Source organism: Streptomyces sp. NPDC031474, assembly GCF_055581185.1.
Map to the genome: position 1 here is coordinate 53,803 of NZ_JBVIJX010000025.1, position 15,039 is coordinate 68,841.

18 protein-coding genes and 1 pseudogene are annotated in these 15,039 nt (G+C 70.4%); 12 read left to right on the forward strand and 7 right to left on the reverse strand.

The genetic code is table 11. The features are described from left to right. Positions 1-14: 14 nt before the first annotated feature. The 3 genes from ACZ5SK_RS40565 to ACZ5SK_RS40575 all read right to left on the reverse strand — a co-directional run bounded on the left by ACZ5SK_RS40565 (position 15) and on the right by ACZ5SK_RS40575 (position 3,373). On the reverse strand, positions 15-1,346 hold the full coding sequence (locus ACZ5SK_RS40565) for a DUF2637 domain-containing protein (RefSeq protein WP_468577422.1): 1,332 nt from the start codon (positions 1,344-1,346) through the stop codon (positions 15-17). A gap of 76 nt (positions 1,347-1,422) precedes the next feature. Then, the gene (locus tag ACZ5SK_RS40570) at positions 1,423-2,418 is read right to left on the reverse strand and encodes a DUF3558 domain-containing protein (protein ID WP_457494720.1); all 996 of its coding nucleotides are present in this window, start codon (positions 2,416-2,418) and stop codon (positions 1,423-1,425) included. A 118-nt stretch (positions 2,419-2,536) separates the two neighbouring features. Continuing rightward, entirely contained in the window at positions 2,537-3,373 is an 837-nt protein-coding gene (locus ACZ5SK_RS40575) for a DUF3558 domain-containing protein (protein ID WP_457494719.1), read from the reverse strand. A gap of 236 nt (positions 3,374-3,609) precedes the next feature. Between ACZ5SK_RS40575 and ACZ5SK_RS40580 the strand changes: the two genes are divergently transcribed. The 3 genes from ACZ5SK_RS40580 (at position 3,610) to ACZ5SK_RS40590 (ending at position 5,600) form a co-directional block, all read left to right on the forward strand. Then, on the forward strand, positions 3,610-4,803 hold the full coding sequence (locus tag ACZ5SK_RS40580) for an RtcB family protein (RefSeq protein WP_334577996.1): 1,194 nt from the start codon (positions 3,610-3,612) through the stop codon (positions 4,801-4,803). 186 nt (positions 4,804-4,989) lie between these two features. Then, on the forward strand, positions 4,990-5,265 hold the full coding sequence (locus tag ACZ5SK_RS40585; RefSeq protein WP_334577995.1) for a hypothetical protein: 276 nt from the start codon (positions 4,990-4,992) through the stop codon (positions 5,263-5,265). Beyond that, positions 5,253-5,600: a hypothetical protein gene (locus ACZ5SK_RS40590; protein ID WP_334577994.1), complete on the forward strand. Its 348-nt coding sequence runs from the start codon at positions 5,253-5,255 to the stop codon at positions 5,598-5,600. The genes ACZ5SK_RS40585 and ACZ5SK_RS40590 overlap by 13 nt, the downstream gene beginning before the upstream one ends. Positions 5,601-5,620: 20 nt before the next feature. Here ACZ5SK_RS40590 and ACZ5SK_RS40595 read toward each other — a convergent pair whose 3' ends face one another. Further along, positions 5,621-5,833 (reverse strand): hypothetical protein, encoded by a 213-nt coding sequence (locus ACZ5SK_RS40595; protein WP_334581419.1) that lies wholly within the window; start codon positions 5,831-5,833, stop codon positions 5,621-5,623. Next, on the reverse strand, positions 5,833-6,609 hold the full coding sequence (locus ACZ5SK_RS40600; protein WP_334577993.1) for an SDR family NAD(P)-dependent oxidoreductase: 777 nt from the start codon (positions 6,607-6,609) through the stop codon (positions 5,833-5,835). Before ACZ5SK_RS40600 ends, ACZ5SK_RS40595 begins: the two co-directional genes overlap by 1 nt. Positions 6,610-6,756: 147 nt before the next feature. Here ACZ5SK_RS40600 and ACZ5SK_RS40605 point away from each other — a divergent pair, with 147 nt between their 5' ends. Further along, positions 6,757-7,227 (forward strand): ester cyclase, encoded by a 471-nt coding sequence (locus ACZ5SK_RS40605; RefSeq protein WP_334577992.1) that lies wholly within the window; start codon positions 6,757-6,759, stop codon positions 7,225-7,227. A gap of 27 nt (positions 7,228-7,254) precedes the next feature. Here the strand turns inward: ACZ5SK_RS40605 and ACZ5SK_RS40610 are convergent, their stop codons facing one another. Further along, entirely contained in the window at positions 7,255-7,593 is a 339-nt protein-coding gene (locus tag ACZ5SK_RS40610; RefSeq protein WP_468577426.1) for a YnfA family protein, read from the reverse strand. A 123-nt stretch (positions 7,594-7,716) separates the two neighbouring features. On the opposite strand from ACZ5SK_RS40610, the gene ACZ5SK_RS40615 reads away from it, so the two are divergent. The 8 genes from ACZ5SK_RS40615 to ACZ5SK_RS40650 all read left to right on the forward strand — a co-directional run bounded on the left by ACZ5SK_RS40615 (position 7,717) and on the right by ACZ5SK_RS40650 (position 14,806). Then, entirely contained in the window at positions 7,717-8,211 is a 495-nt protein-coding gene (locus ACZ5SK_RS40615) for a hypothetical protein (protein ID WP_361708318.1), read from the forward strand. A 57-nt stretch (positions 8,212-8,268) separates the two neighbouring features. Next, positions 8,269-8,742 carry a MarR family winged helix-turn-helix transcriptional regulator gene (locus ACZ5SK_RS40620; RefSeq protein WP_334577990.1) on the forward strand — a complete coding sequence of 158 codons (474 nt, stop codon included), beginning with the start codon at positions 8,269-8,271 and terminating at the stop codon, positions 8,740-8,742. Positions 8,743-8,749: 7 nt separating this feature from the next. Next, on the forward strand, positions 8,750-9,781 hold the full coding sequence (locus tag ACZ5SK_RS40625; RefSeq protein WP_334577988.1) for a permease: 1,032 nt from the start codon (positions 8,750-8,752) through the stop codon (positions 9,779-9,781). Further along, complete coding sequence (locus ACZ5SK_RS40630) at positions 9,778-10,584, forward strand: TIGR03943 family putative permease subunit (RefSeq protein WP_334577987.1); 807 nt, start codon at positions 9,778-9,780, stop codon at positions 10,582-10,584. Before ACZ5SK_RS40625 ends, ACZ5SK_RS40630 begins: the two co-directional genes overlap by 4 nt. A gap of 132 nt (positions 10,585-10,716) precedes the next feature. Continuing rightward, positions 10,717-11,862 (forward strand): LLM class flavin-dependent oxidoreductase, encoded by a 1,146-nt coding sequence (locus ACZ5SK_RS40635; RefSeq protein ID WP_468577428.1) that lies wholly within the window; start codon positions 10,717-10,719, stop codon positions 11,860-11,862. After that, positions 11,859-12,458, forward strand: a complete 600-nt coding sequence (locus ACZ5SK_RS40640) for an FMN reductase (protein WP_334577985.1) — start codon at positions 11,859-11,861, stop codon at positions 12,456-12,458. The genes ACZ5SK_RS40635 and ACZ5SK_RS40640 overlap by 4 nt, the downstream gene beginning before the upstream one ends. 117 nt (positions 12,459-12,575) lie before the next feature. Further along, complete coding sequence (locus ACZ5SK_RS40645) at positions 12,576-13,277, forward strand: response regulator transcription factor (protein WP_079664875.1); 702 nt, start codon at positions 12,576-12,578, stop codon at positions 13,275-13,277. Between the two features lie 65 nt (positions 13,278-13,342). Then, positions 13,343-14,806, forward strand: a complete 1,464-nt coding sequence (locus ACZ5SK_RS40650) for a sensor histidine kinase (protein ID WP_334581222.1) — start codon at positions 13,343-13,345, stop codon at positions 14,804-14,806. Here the strand turns inward: ACZ5SK_RS40650 and ACZ5SK_RS40655 are convergent. Then, positions 14,736-15,039, reverse strand: a pseudogene (locus tag ACZ5SK_RS40655) (hypothetical protein); the annotation flags it as partial. The gene ACZ5SK_RS40650 and the pseudogene ACZ5SK_RS40655 overlap by 71 nt on opposite strands.

A 15,039-nucleotide genomic window follows, 5' to 3' on the forward strand; every position in this document is an offset into this window, starting at 1 on the left:
GAGGTTTTCCTGTGTCAGGCGATGTGGTCTTCCTGCAGTTCCGCCGTGTGGCGGTTGGTGAAGCGGTTGACCATGCGGTCCGCTTCGCGCTGCGGAATCGTTACGCCGAACGTCGCTTCCACGTCGTCCCGCAGCTGGCCCGAAGTGGGGTAGCTGCCGTCGATCGACTTCTTGAAGACCAGGTAGTAGTCCTCCTCGGTCGGCTCCGGAGAACCGCCGCCCTCACCGAGCTCGCGGCTGCGGCCCGGCACCACCGGGATGGGGAACGAACCCGTCTCCTCCGGAGAGGGCTCCTGAGCCGGGGGCTCCTCCTGGTACTGGTCCTGGTACTGCTCGGCGTCCCGCTGCTCCTCGTACCAGCCGGCGAACTGCTCGGCGGGGTCGTAGGTGGGGTCGTAGCCGCCCTGGTACTGCACCTCGTGCGGCGACTGGAACCAGGGACTCTGGTCCTCCTCGGGCGGCCCGGGCGGCTGCTGGCCGAACTGCTGCCACTGCTGGGACTGGGCCTGGCCCTGGGGCTGCGGTTGTCGTTGCGCCGGGGCCGCCGCCAGCTCCTGGGGCCCCTGCGGCCCCTGCGGCCCCTGCTGGGATGCCAGTGCCTGCGTCTGGGGCTGGATCGTCTGCGTCTGCGCAGGCATCGGGGGCAGCAGGACCGGTTCTATGCCCGCCGCCGCCAGGCCCGCCGGGGCCGTCTCCGCCAGCGGGACGCCGTAACGGGCCAGGCGCAGAGGCATCAGGGACTCCACCGGAGCCTTACGACGCCACGCCCGGCCGAAGCGGGAATGCAGCCGCGCCCGGTAGACGAGACGTTCCTGCTCCAGCTTGATCACCTGGTCGTAGGAGCGCAGCTCCCACAGCTTCATCCGTCGCCACAGGAGGAACGTCGGCACCGGGGAGAGCAGCCAGCGCGTGATGCGCACGCCCTCCATGTGCTTGTCCGCCGTGATGTCCGCGATCCGGCCGATCGCATGCCGAGCCGCCTCCACCGCCACGACGAACAGGATCGGGATCACCGCGTGCATGCCCGTGCCCAGCGGGTCCGGCCACGCGGCGGCGCCGTTGAACGCGATCGTCGCCGCCGTCAGCAGCCACGCCGTCTGACGCAGCAGCGGGAAGGGGATGCGGATCCAGGTCAGCAGCAGGTCCAGGGCCAGCAGGACGCAGATGCCCGCGTCGATGCCGATCGGGAACACATAGGAGAAGTTCCCGAAGCCCTTCTTCAGAGCCAGCTCACGGACCGCCGCGTACGAACCGGCGAAGCCGATGCCGGCGATGATCACCGCGCCGGTCACCACCACGCCGATGAGAACGCGGTGCATCCGGGTCAGCTGTATTGGCGCGGACACCCGTACTCCCCTCCCCTTGCGTGTTCTTGCGCGCAACAGGGTGGCACATGTGTGCGGCGCACGCGTTGCCGGACCGTCAGCTCTTCGCCGAAGCGGACGCCTTCGGAGCCGCCGCGGCCGCCTTCGACGCCGCCGCCGACGCCGGCGTGGACGGAGTCGCGGACGGCGACGCCTTCCCCGTCGGAGAGGCCGCCTTCGAGCCCGAAACGGAGGGGGACGAGGCGGCCGGGCCCGACGGCGACGTGCCCGAACTACCGCCGCTGCCCTCGCCGTTGGCCGACTGCACCGCGGCCACCGCCTCCTTCACCGCTTTCTCCGCAGACGTTGTCAACGTGTCCGCGCTCGGCGTCTTGTCACCCGCCAGACCGGCCCCGTTGTAGTCCAGCGTGACGACGACGTTCTCGACGCGCGCCACGACCGTCTGCTGCTTGAAAGCGCCTTCCGACTTCTTCAGGTCGTAGCGCACCAGCGTCGCCTCGTCGCCCGTGCCGGCCACCGGCGTCGCCTTCGTGTTCTTCGCGCCCGACACCACCTGCGCGTCCTTGACCTGCTTCGCGTAGTACGTCTTCGCCTGCGACGCGCCGTCGCCGGTCGTCGCGTCCGACTCGAAACGCAACAGGGACACGTTCAGCCAGCGGAACTGCGACCCCTTCACACCGTTGTTGGCCAGACTCGACCAGGAACAGCTCGCCCGCGTACCCGTGTCGCTGGACGTCTGCTCCTTGCCCTTGGCCGCCCCCTTCGGCACGAGCTCCGTCAGCGTCTTCTTCGACAGCACCGCGCACGCCTCCGGCAGCGTCTTGTACGCCGCCGCCTGCACGGTCGGCGAGGCACTCGCCGCCGAGTCACCCGAACCGGAGCCGGTCGTGGCGCTCGTGTCCTGCGCGTCCTTGCCGGAGTCGGAGCCGGAGTCCGAGGAGCAGCCCGCGGCGATCAGCATCACCGGGACGGCCACCGCGGCGGCCAGAAGGCGGTTCAGCCCTCCGGCACGCACCACGCGCTCGTCACGCTGCTCACACTGGTCAAACTGGCCGTCACGCTGGGCTCGTCGCTGCATGGTTCCTTCACTCATGACGCTCGTGGTTCCTGCGGTCGGATCGGGTCCGAGGGGCCACGGTACGCGGTGAAGACTTGGTGCGGTTCCGCTTCAAAGCCTTTGCGCGGCCGAGGCGGACGGGGCCGAAGTGGCCTCAACCGGCCAGGGAGTCGGACAGCTGTGCGGCCAGTTTCCGGGCCTTGTCCTGCATTTCCTTGCTGTCCGGGACCACGCCCACGGTCGCCGGCTGCTCCTCGTACTCGATCGTCACGATGACGTTCGACGTGCGGAACGCCACAGTCACCGTGCGCTGCTTGGCCGTCGAACCGGAACTGTTGAGCACGTCGTCGACGAACGCCTCGTCGCCCAGATCGTCCAGGAGCCGGGGCTGGACGTCGACGGCCGCGACGGTCGAGGAGGGGGAGGCGGAGCCGGTGGAGGAGAGGGAGGCGGAGAGTGAGGGGGAGGCGGGGGCAGAGGCAGTAGGGGAGGGGGAGAGGGTGGCCGTCGCGGAGGGGCTCGCGCTCGTGGAGGGGAGGGGCTCCGGAAGGTCGGCGGCGGTCACCTTCTTCGCGAAGAGGGCCTCCGCCTGGCTGTCGTCGCTGACGGCGTTGTCGTAGGAGACGACGCGCTCGAAATCGACGAGGAGATGGTCGGTGGCGTCCGAGGACTCCACCTTCCAGCGGCAGCCCACCTTGCGGTCCGTGTCGTACGTCAGCGTCGCCTCGCCCGCGTAGGCCGCCGTTCGCCGGGTCTCGTCGGTGAGCTGCTTGATGCCGGGGAGGAGGGAGTCGAGCGTGCTCCGGCTGACGACACCGCAGGCCTCCGGGAGCGTGGCGTACTTGCCCGGCTGGGCGACGGCGGCGGACGTGCCGACCTGGCCCGGGTTGGAGTTGTCCGTCGAGCCGCCCTTGTCCGAGCCGCCGGTGCAGCCTGCCAGCAGCGCCGCGAGGAGCACGACGACGCCGGGTACGTAGGCCTTCCGCTGCACGGTCGGCTCCTCTCGACGGTGATGAACGCTGATGAACGGCGGTGAGGGGTGGCTCCGAGGGGTGGGTGCCCCCGTGTCCCCGCTGGTTAATCGCTTGCCGGGCGGGGGTGGCCCCTGCAGACAATGTGTATCGCACGCAACGCCGTGGATGCCGGTCCGTCGTCCCTTTTCACTGACCTTGGCCCTGGTTTTGCGGTCTATGACTTCTGTAATGTTTCCGGGGGAATGAGGACGAAATGTCGTACGTGGAAATGCCGGGCGCGAAGGTGCCCATCCGTATGTGGACCGACCCGACGTCGGTCGAGGAGGGCGCACTGCAGCAGCTCCGCAACGTCGCCACCCTCCCGTGGATCAAGGGCCTGGCGGTCATGCCGGACGTCCATTACGGCAAGGGCGCGACGGTCGGCTCGGTCATCGCGATGCAGGGTGCTGTGTGCCCTGCGGCGGTGGGGGTGGACATCGGCTGCGGAATGTCGGCGGTCAAGACGTCACTGACGGCGAACGACCTGCCCGGAGACCTGTCCCGACTGCGCTCGAAGATCGAGCAGGCCATTCCGGTGGGGCGGGGGATGCACGACAGTCCCGTCGAGCCGGGGCAGTTCCATGGGCTGGCGACTGCGGGGTGGGACGACTTCTGGGGGCGGTTCGAGGGAGTCGCCGAAGCGGTCAAATTCCGCCATGAGCGGGCCATGAAGCAGATGGGAACGCTCGGGTCCGGAAATCACTTTGTGGAAGTCTGCATCAGTGGTGACGGATCGGTCTGGCTCATGCTCCACTCCGGCTCCCGGAACATCGGCAAGGAGCTGGCCGAGCATCACATTGGCCTGGCTCAGAAGCTTCCGCACAACCAAGGGCTGATCGACCGCGATCTTGCCGTGTTCGTCGCGGACACTCCGCAGATGGCGGCCTACGAGAACGATCTCTACTGGGCTCAGGAGTACGCGAAGTACAACCGATCGATCATGATGGGTCTGTTCAAGGACGTGCTCCGCAGGGAGTTCAAGAAGGCTCGGGTGACCTTCGAGCCCGAGGTGAGCTGCCATCACAACTACGTGAACCGAGAGCGTTACGAGGGCATGGACCTGCTCGTCACGCGTAAGGGGGCGATCAGCGCCAGGGCCGGCGAATACGGCATCATCCCGGGCTCGATGGGCACCGGCTCGTACATCGTGAAGGGCCTCGGCAACGAGAAGGCGTTCAACTCGGCGTCGCACGGTGCCGGTCGGCGGATGAGCCGCAACGCGGCGAAGCGTCGCTTCACGACGACGGACCTGGAGGAGCAGACGCGGGGCGTGGAGTGCCGTAAGGACTCCGGCGTCGTGGACGAGATCCCGGGTGCCTACAAGCCGATCGAGCAGGTCATCGATCAGCAGCGGGACCTGGTGGAGGTCGTGGCGAAGCTGAAGCAGGTCGTGTGCGTGAAGGGTTGAAATGAGCGAGGGGCCCGAGCCGTAACGGCTCGGGCCCCTTTTTTGGGGAGTGGGAACCGGGGCGGGGGCGAGTGTTGTCCTGAAAGTAGCGCCTCGTGCAGGAGTGCGAGGAGTGCGCAGACACGGGGATACGGCGATACGGGGACACGCGGATACGGGGGTTCTTCGATGGGGCGTGGTCAGCGGATGCGTGCGTCGGTCTGGGTCGCGGGGCTGGTGTTGGTGGGTGTGGGGGCGCTCGCCGGCTGTTCGCAGGAGTACAACGACGAGCGGGGCAAGGGGGACGCCCCGGTGAAGGGGCGTGCGGGGGACGACACTCCCGCCGAGGTGTTCAACATGCCCGACGGGTTCGGGAACCTGGCCACGAAGTGTGTGGGGCACGGGTTCCGGGCGTATGTGACCACCAACGCCACGGGGCCGTCCAACGTGCAGATCGTCGAGGACAAGACGTGCGGCGGCTGAGGGCCGTCGGCACCGCGCTTGTGCTCGCCCTGCTGCTCGGCGGGTGTTCGCAGAAGTACTACGACGAGCGGGGGAAGGCCGACGCCCCGGTGGCGGGGAAGGCGGGGGAGGACTCTCCCGCCGAGGTCTACAACTTCCCCGACGGGTTCGGGAACCTCGCCACGAAGTGTGTGGGGAAGGGGAAGCGGGGTTACGCGACGACGCGGGACATCCATGTGGAGGGCGAGGACGAGAGCGACGCCGAGATCGTGATCATCCCGGCGAACGCCGTCGTCGTCGACGACCCCGACTGCAAGGGTCCTCAGGGCCTGTCCGGCGGATCGAGTCGCCAGTAGTTCCCGGGGGCTGTGGGGGCCTATTTCGCGTGGCGGACCGCGTAGATCATCACGAACGCGATGACGTGGATGCCGAAGAGGAAGTACGCCAGGAAGACCCACATGTGGCGTTCGTTCTTCGTTTCCTGGATCAGGCGGGCCTGTTCGAGCGACTTCGCCCGCTCGTCCGCCCCGTCCGTCCCGTCCGCCCCGTCCGTCCCGTCGGCCTCGTTCTTCTCGTCCTGGTCGGGCATCACAGCTCCCGGTGCACCTTCGTGTTCGACGCCTGGGCGCGGGGGCGCAGGACGAGGAGGTCGACGTTGACGTGGCTGGGGCGGGTCACCGCCCAGGCGATCGTGTCCGCCACGTCGTCGGCCGTCAGGGGGTCGGCCACGCCCTCGTACACCTTCGTCGCCTTCTCGGTGTCGCCGCCGAAGCGGGTGAGGGCGAACTCGTCGGTCTTGACCATGCCGGGGGCGATCTCGATGACGCGGACCGGCTGGCCGACGATCTCCAGGCGGAGGGTCTCGGCGAGGACGTGCGCGCCGTGCTTGGCGGCGACGTAGCCCGCGCCGCCCTCGTAGGTGCCGTGGCCGGCGGTGGAGGAGACGACGACGACCGTGCCGTCGCCGCTCGCCACCAGCTTCGGGAGCAGGGCCTGGGTGACGTTGAGGGTGCCGAGGACGTTCGTCTCGTACATCGTGCGCCAGTCGGCCGGGTCGCCGGTGGCCACCGGGTCGGCCCCGAGCGCGCCGCCCGCGTTGTTGACCAGCACGCCGATGGTCTTGAAGGCCGTCGCGAACTCGTCGACCGCCGCACGGTCCGTCACGTCCAGCTGGTACGCCGTCGCCGCATGGCCCGCGGCGTCGATCTCCTCCACGAGTGCCTCGATGCGGTCCTTGCGGCGGGCGGTGAGGACGACCCGGTAGCCGGCCGCGGCGAGCCGGCGGGCGGTGGCGGCGCCGATTCCGCTGCTCGCACCGGTGACGACGGCGATGCGGGACGCGGCGGACGGTACGGCGGTGGCCATGAGGTGCTCCTCGGGACGCGGTGGACGGCTGGCTGCCGCCAAGCGTAGGTGACGTCAGGAGATGGGCCGCCTGCCTTTCGATGGGCGGACGGTTTCGCGGGGTGGGACGATGTCAGGGGTGATCCTCCTGTTCTGCGGAGGTCGATCATGGGACAGGCACGAGAGGTCATGGACCGGCTCACCGAGGCGGTCACCACCCACGCGGAACCCCGGCGCATCGCCGAGCTGTACGCGCAGGACGCGGTCGCCTTCACTCCCGACGCGGGGGAGATCCACGGGCGCGACAACATCGCCGAGTACTGGCGGCAGATGACGGAGATGGTTCCCGACGGCAGTTTCGAGTCGGTGCACGCCTACGAGATCGGCAACACGGCCATCGACGAAGGGTTCTTCAGCGGCCGTAACACGGGACCGATCCAGCTGCCCACCGGGGAGTCGCTGCCGGCGACGCAGAAGGAGGTCAGGATCCGGGGGGTGGACCTCGCCACCGTCGACGCGGACGGACGCATCGTCGACTACCGGCTCTACTTCGACGAGATGGAGTTCATGGGGCAGCTGGGGCTGCTGCCCGACGAGCCCTCCCACGAGCCCTCCCACGATCCCTCCCGCGAGCCCTGAGCCCCCGTCGTTCGCCGCCAGGTCCCGTCAGCCGCCGTTTCTCGGCGTCCACATGATCACGGCCATGCCGACGAGGCAGATCAGCGCGCCTGTCACGTCCCAGCGGTCGGGGCGGTAGCCGTCGGCGACGACGCCCCACAGCAGTGAGCCGGCGACGAAGACGCCACCGTAAGCGGCGAGGATGCGGCCGAAGTGGGCGTCGGGCTGGAAGGTGGCGACGAAGCCGTACGCGCCGAGGGCCAGGACGCCGCCGGTCGCCCACAGCCAGCCGCGGTGTTCGCGCACGCCCTGCCAGACCAGCCACGCGCCGCCGATCTCGAAGAGTGCGGCGACGACGAAGAGGGCGGCCGAGCGGAGGATGAGCATGGCCGCAGCTTCGCACGGCGGTCCGGTGTCACCTGTTGGAGGGCGCCTGCGGGCCGCCCCGCGTGGGATACATCCGGGCATACGTCGCTTGCGGCACGGTGCGTGAGGAGTGGTGGCATGGGCATGCGCAGGATGCGGGGTCTCGCGGTGTGGGGTGCCGTGCTGGCGGTGGGGGCGGGGATCTCGCCCGCGCGGGCCGCGGGGGCTGCGGGCGATGCGGGCGATGCGGCGACCGAGGCGGATCTGTCGTACCACGGCTTCGCGGTGATGGACGGCCCTCGGGTCGACGTACGCCTGACGCCGCGCAACCACGGTCCTGGGGACGTCGCCGACGCGACGGTGCGGTTGCGCTGGTCGGTGCCGTTGGCGGCGGGGGAGCAGCGGCTGTCGGCCGGGTGTGCGCGGACGGGCCGGCAGGAGGTGGTGTGCCGGACGGGCGCGTTGGCCGCGGACGGGTCGGGGGAGCAGATCGTGTTGCGGGTGTGGCTGCGGGGGCGGCCGAGGGAGGTGACGATGGCCGTCGACACGCTGTGGGGTGGTGGGGCGGTGGACCGTAACCGGTCCAATGACCGGCAGCAGGTGCTGGTGCTGGACACGGGGGACGCGTACTTCTTCTGAGGTCCTTGATGTCCCTGAGTACGATCTCGGCACACGGCGCCGGCGAAGGGGTGGGCGATGTCCCAGAACGTGCGGTCGAGGCTGCTGGACGAACTGTCCACGGTCTCCCGCCGGTACGTGGCGTCGTACGCCTTGTTCAATCAGGCGCTCGCCGACCGGCTCGGGCTGCACCCGACCGATCTGCAGTGTCTGAACCTGTTGACGCTGGAGCGGCAGCCGGTGACGACGGGCCGGGTGGCCGAGCTGACGGGGCTGACCACGGGGTCGGCGACGCGGCTGGTGGACCGGCTGGAGAGGGCGGGGTACGTGGTCCGGGAGCGGGACGTGGCCGACCGGCGGCGGGTGCTGGTGGCGCCGGTGCCGGAGCGGATCGCGGAGTTCGGGCGGCTGTGGGAGCGGCTGGGCGGGGACCGCTCGCCCCTGTTCGAGGACCTGGCCGACGCCGAACTCGCGGTGATCGTGCGGCATATGAGGCGAACGGTGGAGTTCCACGGGGAACGGATCACGCGGTTGCGGGAAGGTCGGGTGTAGGGGCGGGATGCAGGAGACCGAGATACGGGTGCTGCCGACGGCGGTGGCGGTCGAGGGGGCGCAGGGCGCCGGGCGCGGGCGGGAGCTGCCTCGGCACTGGCCGTTGTTGCTGCTCGGGGCGGCCGTGGTGCCGGGGGCGGTGCTGGTGGTCGTCGGGCGGTCGTTGGACGACCCGGCGGTGCAGGCGTGGCGGACGGTGTGTCTGGCCGTGACCGTGCAGGCGCTGCCGTTCCTGCTGTTGGGGACGGCGCTGTCGGGGGCGATCAACGCGTTCGTGCCGACGCGGGTGTTCGAGCGGCTCCTGCCGAAGCGGGCGGCGCTGGCCGTGCCGGTGGCGGGGATGGCCGGGGTGGTGCTGCCGGGGTGCGAGTGCGCGTCGGTGCCGGTGGCGAACAGTCTGATCGGGCGAGGGGTGACTCCGGCGGCGGCGTTCGCGTTCCTGCTGTCGGCGCCGGCCGTGAACCCGGTCGTGCTGACCGCGACGGCCGTCGCTTTCCCGGGCAGTCCACAGATGGTGCTGGCCCGGCTGCTCGCGTCGCTGGTCACGGCCGCGGTGATGGGCTGGCTGTGGCTCTGGCTGGGCCGGGAGGAGTGGCTGAAGCCGCGGGTGCGGCACACGGGGCACGTCCCCGGGCGCAGTCGGTTCACGGAGTTCCGGCGCGGTTTCCAGCACGACTTCCTGCACGCGGGGGGTTTCCTCGTCGTGGGGGCGATGGCGGCGGCGACCTTCAATGTGGCGGTGCCGCGTTCGGTGCTGGACACGTTCGCCGGTTCGCCGTGGCTGTCGGTGCTGTTCCTGGCGGCGCTGGCGATCGTGCTGGCGGTGTGCAGTGAGGCGGACGCGTTCGTGGCGGCGTCGCTCAGCGGTTTCTCTCCGGTGGCGCGGCTGGCGTTCATGGTGGTGGGGCCGATGGTCGACCTGAAGCTGATCGCTCTGCAGGCGGGGACGTTCGGGCGGGCGTTCGCGGTGCGGTTCTCGGCGGCCACGACCGTGGTCGCGGTGGTGTGCAGCGCGGTGATCGGAGGGGTGCTGCTGTGAAGCGGTTCGTGCAGGTGGGGCTGCTGGTGCTCGGGGGACTGGGGCTGTTGCACACCTCGTTCTTCACGGACGAGTACCTGCGGTTCGTGAAGGAGGGGATGCGGCCGCTGCTGGTCGCCTCGGGGGTGCTGCTGATCGCGCTGGGGGTGGCGGAGGCGTGGGCTTCGCCGCCGAAGGAGGCGCACGAAGACGGGCCCGACGCGGGGCATGACGCGCATGGCCATGAGCACAGCGACAGTCACGAGCACAGCGACAGCCACGGCCACGGGGGCGGTGACGGCCACGGCCACGATCACTCCCGTGTGCCGCGCGTCGCCTGGCTGCTGTTCCTGCCGGTGTTGAGCCTGCTGTTCTACGCGCCGCCCGCCCTCGGGTCGTACACCGCCTCCCGGGAGCCCGCCAAGGTCGTCGCCGTGCAGGAGGACGACTTCGATCCGCTGCCCGCGACCTCGCCGCTTCCGATCACGCTCACCGAGTTCACCCAACGGGTGCAGCAGGACCGTTCGCGGGCGGTCAAGGGGCGCACGGTCCGGATGACGGGGTTCGTGACGCCCGCCGACGGGGACGGCTGGTATCTCACCCGGATCATCATCAGCTGCTGTGCGGCGGACTCGACGACGCTGAAGGTGCGGGTGTACGGGGTGACTGCGCCGAAGGTCGACACCTGGGTGACCGTCGTGGGGGTCTGGCACGAGGGCGGGGCGCTGGGCACGTCGTCGGCGGCGGTCGCGGTGGACGCGCGCACGGTGGTGAAGGTACGGAAGCCGACCAACTCGTACATGGACGCCTTGCCGTTCGACTGACGACGGCAGGGACGGCCATAAGGGGCGGGAAGCGGCGGCGGGAAGCGGCCTGAAGGGGCCGGAATAGAAAACGTGAGGGGGTCGTTCCAGGGGTATAGTTGAACCGTCAACAACTTTGGAGAGTGAGCGACCATGCAGTTCGGGATCTTCTCGGTGGGCGATGTCACGCCGGACCCGACGACGGGCCGTACGCCGACCGAGCGTGAGCGGATCAAGGCCATGGTCGCCATCGCGCTCAAGGCCGAGGAAGTCGGGCTCGACGTGTTCGCCACCGGTGAGCACCACAACCCGCCGTTCGTGCCCTCGTCCCCGACGACGATGCTCGGGTACATAGCCGCGCAGACGGAGAAGCTGATCCTCTCCACCTCCACCACGCTGATCACCACCAACGACCCGGTGAAGATCGCCGAGGACTTCGCCATGCTCCAGCACCTGGCCGAGGGACGCGTCGACCTGATGATGGGCCGCGGCAACACCGGCCCGGTCTACCCCTGGTTCGGGCAGGACATCCGGCAGGGCATCAACCTCGCCATCGAGAACTACGCGCTGCTGCGCCGGCTGTGGCGCGAGGACGTCGTCGACTGGGAGGGGAAGTTCCGCACCGCCCTGCAGGGGTTCACGTCGACGCCGAGGCCGCTGGACGACGTACCGCCGTTCGTCTGGCACGGCTCCATCCGCTCGCCCGAGATCGCCGAGCAGGCCGCGTTCTACGGTGACGGCTTCTTCCACAACAACATCTTCTGGCCGGCCGACCACACCAAGCAGATGGTCGAGCTGTACCGCAGCCGGTACGCCCACTACGGCCACGGCACGCCCGAGCAGGCCATCGTCGGGCTCGGCGGGCAGGTGTTCATGCGGAAGAACTCGCAGGACGCGGTGCGCGAGTTCCGGCCGTACTTCGACAACGCGCCGGTCTACGGGCACGGGCCGTCCCTGGAGGACTTCACCGACCAGACCCCGCTGACCGTCGGCACACCCGAGCAGGTCATCGAGAAGACGCTCAAGTTCCGCGAGTACGCCGGCGACTACCAGCGTCAGCTGTTCCTCGTGGACCACGCGGGGCTGCCGCTGAAGACCGTGCTGGAGCAGCTCGACATGCTCGGCGAGGAGGTTGTGCCGGTGCTGCGCAAGGAGTTCGCCGTCGGCCGGCCGGCCGATGTGCCGGACGCGCCGACCCACCGGTCCCTGCTGGCGCAGAAGGAAGCCGAGGCAGGCAAGGCAGGCAAGGCAGGCAAGGCAGGCAAGGAAGGCAAGGAAGCGAAGGAGGTCGTGGCATGAAGCTCGTCGTCGTGTCGGCGGGGCTGAGCGTCCCGTCGTCGACCCGGCTGCTGGCGGACCGGCTGGCCGCCGCGACCGCCGGGCGGACCTCCGCGGACATCGAGGTCGTGGAGCTGCGCGACCTCGCCGTCGAGATCGCGCACAACTTCACCAACGGGTTTCCCGGGCGGAAACTGGCGGCCGCGCTGGAGGCGGTGACGGCGGCCGACGGTCTGATCGTCGTCACACCGGTGTTCTCCGCCTCCTACAGCGGGCTGTTCAAGTCGTTCTTCGACGTGCTCGACCCGGACGCGCTGGCGGGCAAGCCGGTGCTGATCGCCGCGACGGGCGGTTCGGCGCGGCACTCGCTGGTGTTGGAGCACGCCCTGCGGCCGCTCTTCGCCTACCTGCGGGCCGTCGTCGTCCCGACCGCCGTCTACGCGGCCTCGGAGGACTGGGGTGCGCAGGGCCTGCCCGAGCGGATCGAGCGGGCGGCGGGCGAGCTGGCCGCGCTGATGACGGGACTGTCGGCGGCCCGCCCGGCGAAAGAGGCGAAGGACGAGTTCGAGGTCGTCCCCTTCGCCGAGCAGTTGGCGGCCCTGCGGCCCGCAGGCTGAGAACCGTCGGCCGGTTGCCTGCGGCAGAGTGAGAGGCCAGTAAGAAGGCCTACTGAAGGAAGATCATCAGGTCGTCCCGGTCGGAAAGCTTGGCAAACTGGACCGGTGCCTCCCACCCTGCTGCTCGCCGAAGACGACCGTGCCATCCGCCACGCCCTGGAACGCGCCCTGGCCCTGGAGGGCTACCAGGTCACCGCGGTCGCCGACGGCGTCGAGGCGCTGGCACACGCCCACAAGAACCCGCCGGACGTGCTCGTCCTCGACGTCATGATGCCCGGGATCGACGGCCTCCAGGTCTGCCGGGTGCTGCGCGCCGAGGGCGACCGCACGCCCATCCTGATGCTGACCGCGCTGGTGGAGACCGCCGACCGGATCGCCGGGCTGGACGCGGGCGCCGACGACTACGTCGTCAAGCCGTTCGACGTCGAGGAGGTCTTCGCCCGGCTGCGGGCGCTGCTGCGCCGGACCAACCCCGAGGCCGCCGTCCCCGTGCCGGAGGCCCCGAAGCCGGTGTCGGAGCGGTATGTGGACGGGGCCGGGCTGCGCATGGACCCGCAGGCGCGGCGGGCGTGGCGGGGCGGGCGGGAGCTGGAGCTGACCCGGACCGAGTTCGAACTGCTGGAACTGCTGGTGCGCAACGCGGGGATCGTCCTGGACCACTCCACGATCTACGACCGGATCTGGGGCTACGACTTCGGGCCCGGTTCCAAGAATCTCGCCGTCTACGTCGGCTATCTGCGCCGTAAGCTCGACCAGCCGGGCTCGCCGCAGCTGATCCACACCGTGCGCGGGGTCGGGTACGTGCTGCGCGAGGACTGAGGGACGAGGACGGGAGTGGGCCGCGGTGAGGCGAGGATGGCGAGGATGAGGCGACGGTGAGCCTGCTGCGTCGGCTGCGGCGGCTGCTGTCGACGCCGCGGCCGAAGCTGGTGTCGCTGCGGACGACGTTCGCCGTGTCCTTCGCGGCCGTGACCGCCGCCGTCACCGTCCTCGTCGGCGTCCTGTCGTACTCGGCGGCCGCCCGGCTGGTCCGGGTCGACCAGGAGTCGGTGTTCGACGAGGTCGTGCAGGACCTGCGGGACGAGGTGCGCGACCACCCGATGACCCCGGAGGACTTCTCCTCGGCCGAGCCGGGCCACGACATCGTGCGGCCGGCCCGGACGGACGTGCAGGTGCTGGGCCCGGACGGGTCGGTGGTCGACGGCGGCAGCCCCGGACTGCCGGTCGTGTCCGCCGACCGTACGATCGCGGTCGCCGTGACGGCCGGGCGGATGGCCGAGCACAAGGACGTGGACGTCGGCAGCGACGTCTACCGCATCGCGACCGTGTCCCTGGGCGGCGGGCGGGGCGCGGTGCAGGTGGCGCAGGAGTTCAGCGACACCGAGGATCTGCTGCGGGCGCTCCAGCAGCGCACCCTGATCCTGATGATCGCGGTCGTGACGGCCGCGGGCCTGTTCGGCTGGTGGCTGGCCCGGCGCATCACCCACCGGCTGGTCATCCTCACCACGGCAGCCGAGGATGTCGCCCGCACGCGTCGGCTCGGCGTGCAGGTGCCGGTCACCGGATACGACGAGGTGGGCCGGCTCGGCCGCGCCTTCGACCGGATGCTGGGCCGGCTCGCCCAGTCGGAGGAGGACCAGCGGCGGCTCGTCCAGGACGCGGGACACGAGCTGCGGACGCCGCTGACATCGTTGCGGACGAACATCTCGCTGCTGCGCCGCATCGACGAGCTGCCGCCGGACACCCGTGACGAACTGGTGGCCGACCTGACCCAGGAGGCCCGTGAGCTGACCGACCTGGTCAACGAGCTCGTCGACCTCGCGGCCGGCCAGTCCGACAGCGAGCCGCCGCGGCGGGTGGACCTCGCCGACATCGCCGAGGAGGTCGCGGGTCTCGCCCGGCGGCGCACCGGGCGGCAGATCCTGATCCGGGCGAGTGGCGAGACCAGCACCTACGGGCGGCCGGGCATGCTCCAGCGGGCGCTGTCCAACCTCGTGGAGAACGCGACCAAGTTCGACCGCGAGGGCACCGGGCCGGTCGAGATCGCCGTCACCGGGCCCGCCCGGCCCGGTGTCGTCCGCGTCGAAGTCCTCGACCGCGGTCCCGGCATCGCCGAGGCCGACCTGACCCGCGTCTTCGACCGCTTCTACCGCGCCGCCGAAGCCCGCTCCCTGCCCGGATCCGGTCTCGGTCTGTCGATCGTGCGCGAGGTGGCCCTGGCGCACGGCGGCGCCCCCTTCGCCTTCCACCGCGCGGGCGGCGGCTCCGTGATCGGCTTCACGGCGGGCGGCGGACTCCCGGACGGCGGCCGTGGCGACGAACGATCGCGCATGCGGGGTCCCAGCTGAGCAGCGATGCCGCCAAAGCGGCGCGCAGCGGCAGCGGTGTCGGCAGCGGTGTCGGGTGCGGCAGCAGGGGCAGTGCGGGAGCGGTGTCGGGTGTGGTGGCGGTGGCGGTGCGGCGGGCACGGCGGGGGTGGCAGGGCGGCAGCGGTGTCGGGTGCGGCAGCAGGGGCAGTGCGGGAGCGGTGTCGGGTGTGGTGGCGGTGGCGGTGCGGCGGGCACGGCGGGGGTGGCAGGGA

What these genes read in the sequence shown, in the direction of transcription:
- ACZ5SK_RS40570 (WP_457494720.1), bottom strand. Translation starts at nt 2,418, where the DNA reads ATGAGTGAAGGAACCATGCAGCGACGAGCCCAGCGTGACGGCCAGTTT.
- ACZ5SK_RS40580 (WP_334577996.1), top strand. Translation starts at nt 3,610, where the DNA reads ATGTCGTACGTGGAAATGCCGGGCGCGAAGGTGCCCATCCGTATGTGG.
- ACZ5SK_RS40585 (WP_334577995.1), top strand. Translation starts at nt 4,990, where the DNA reads ATGCGTGCGTCGGTCTGGGTCGCGGGGCTGGTGTTGGTGGGTGTGGGG.
- ACZ5SK_RS40595 (WP_334581419.1), bottom strand. Translation starts at nt 5,833, where the DNA reads ATGCCCGACCAGGACGAGAAGAACGAGGCCGACGGGACGGACGGGGCG.
- ACZ5SK_RS40600 (WP_334577993.1), bottom strand. Translation starts at nt 6,609, where the DNA reads ATGGCCACCGCCGTACCGTCCGCCGCGTCCCGCATCGCCGTCGTCACC.
- ACZ5SK_RS40605 (WP_334577992.1), top strand. Translation starts at nt 6,757, where the DNA reads ATGGGACAGGCACGAGAGGTCATGGACCGGCTCACCGAGGCGGTCACC.
- ACZ5SK_RS40610 (WP_468577426.1), bottom strand. Translation starts at nt 7,593, where the DNA reads ATGCTCATCCTCCGCTCGGCCGCCCTCTTCGTCGTCGCCGCACTCTTC.
- ACZ5SK_RS40615 (WP_361708318.1), top strand. Translation starts at nt 7,717, where the DNA reads ATGCGCAGGATGCGGGGTCTCGCGGTGTGGGGTGCCGTGCTGGCGGTG.
- ACZ5SK_RS40620 (WP_334577990.1), top strand. Translation starts at nt 8,269, where the DNA reads ATGTCCCAGAACGTGCGGTCGAGGCTGCTGGACGAACTGTCCACGGTC.
- ACZ5SK_RS40625 (WP_334577988.1), top strand. Translation starts at nt 8,750, where the DNA reads ATGCAGGAGACCGAGATACGGGTGCTGCCGACGGCGGTGGCGGTCGAG.
- ACZ5SK_RS40635 (WP_468577428.1), top strand. Translation starts at nt 10,717, where the DNA reads ATGCAGTTCGGGATCTTCTCGGTGGGCGATGTCACGCCGGACCCGACG.
- ACZ5SK_RS40640 (WP_334577985.1), top strand. Translation starts at nt 11,859, where the DNA reads ATGAAGCTCGTCGTCGTGTCGGCGGGGCTGAGCGTCCCGTCGTCGACC.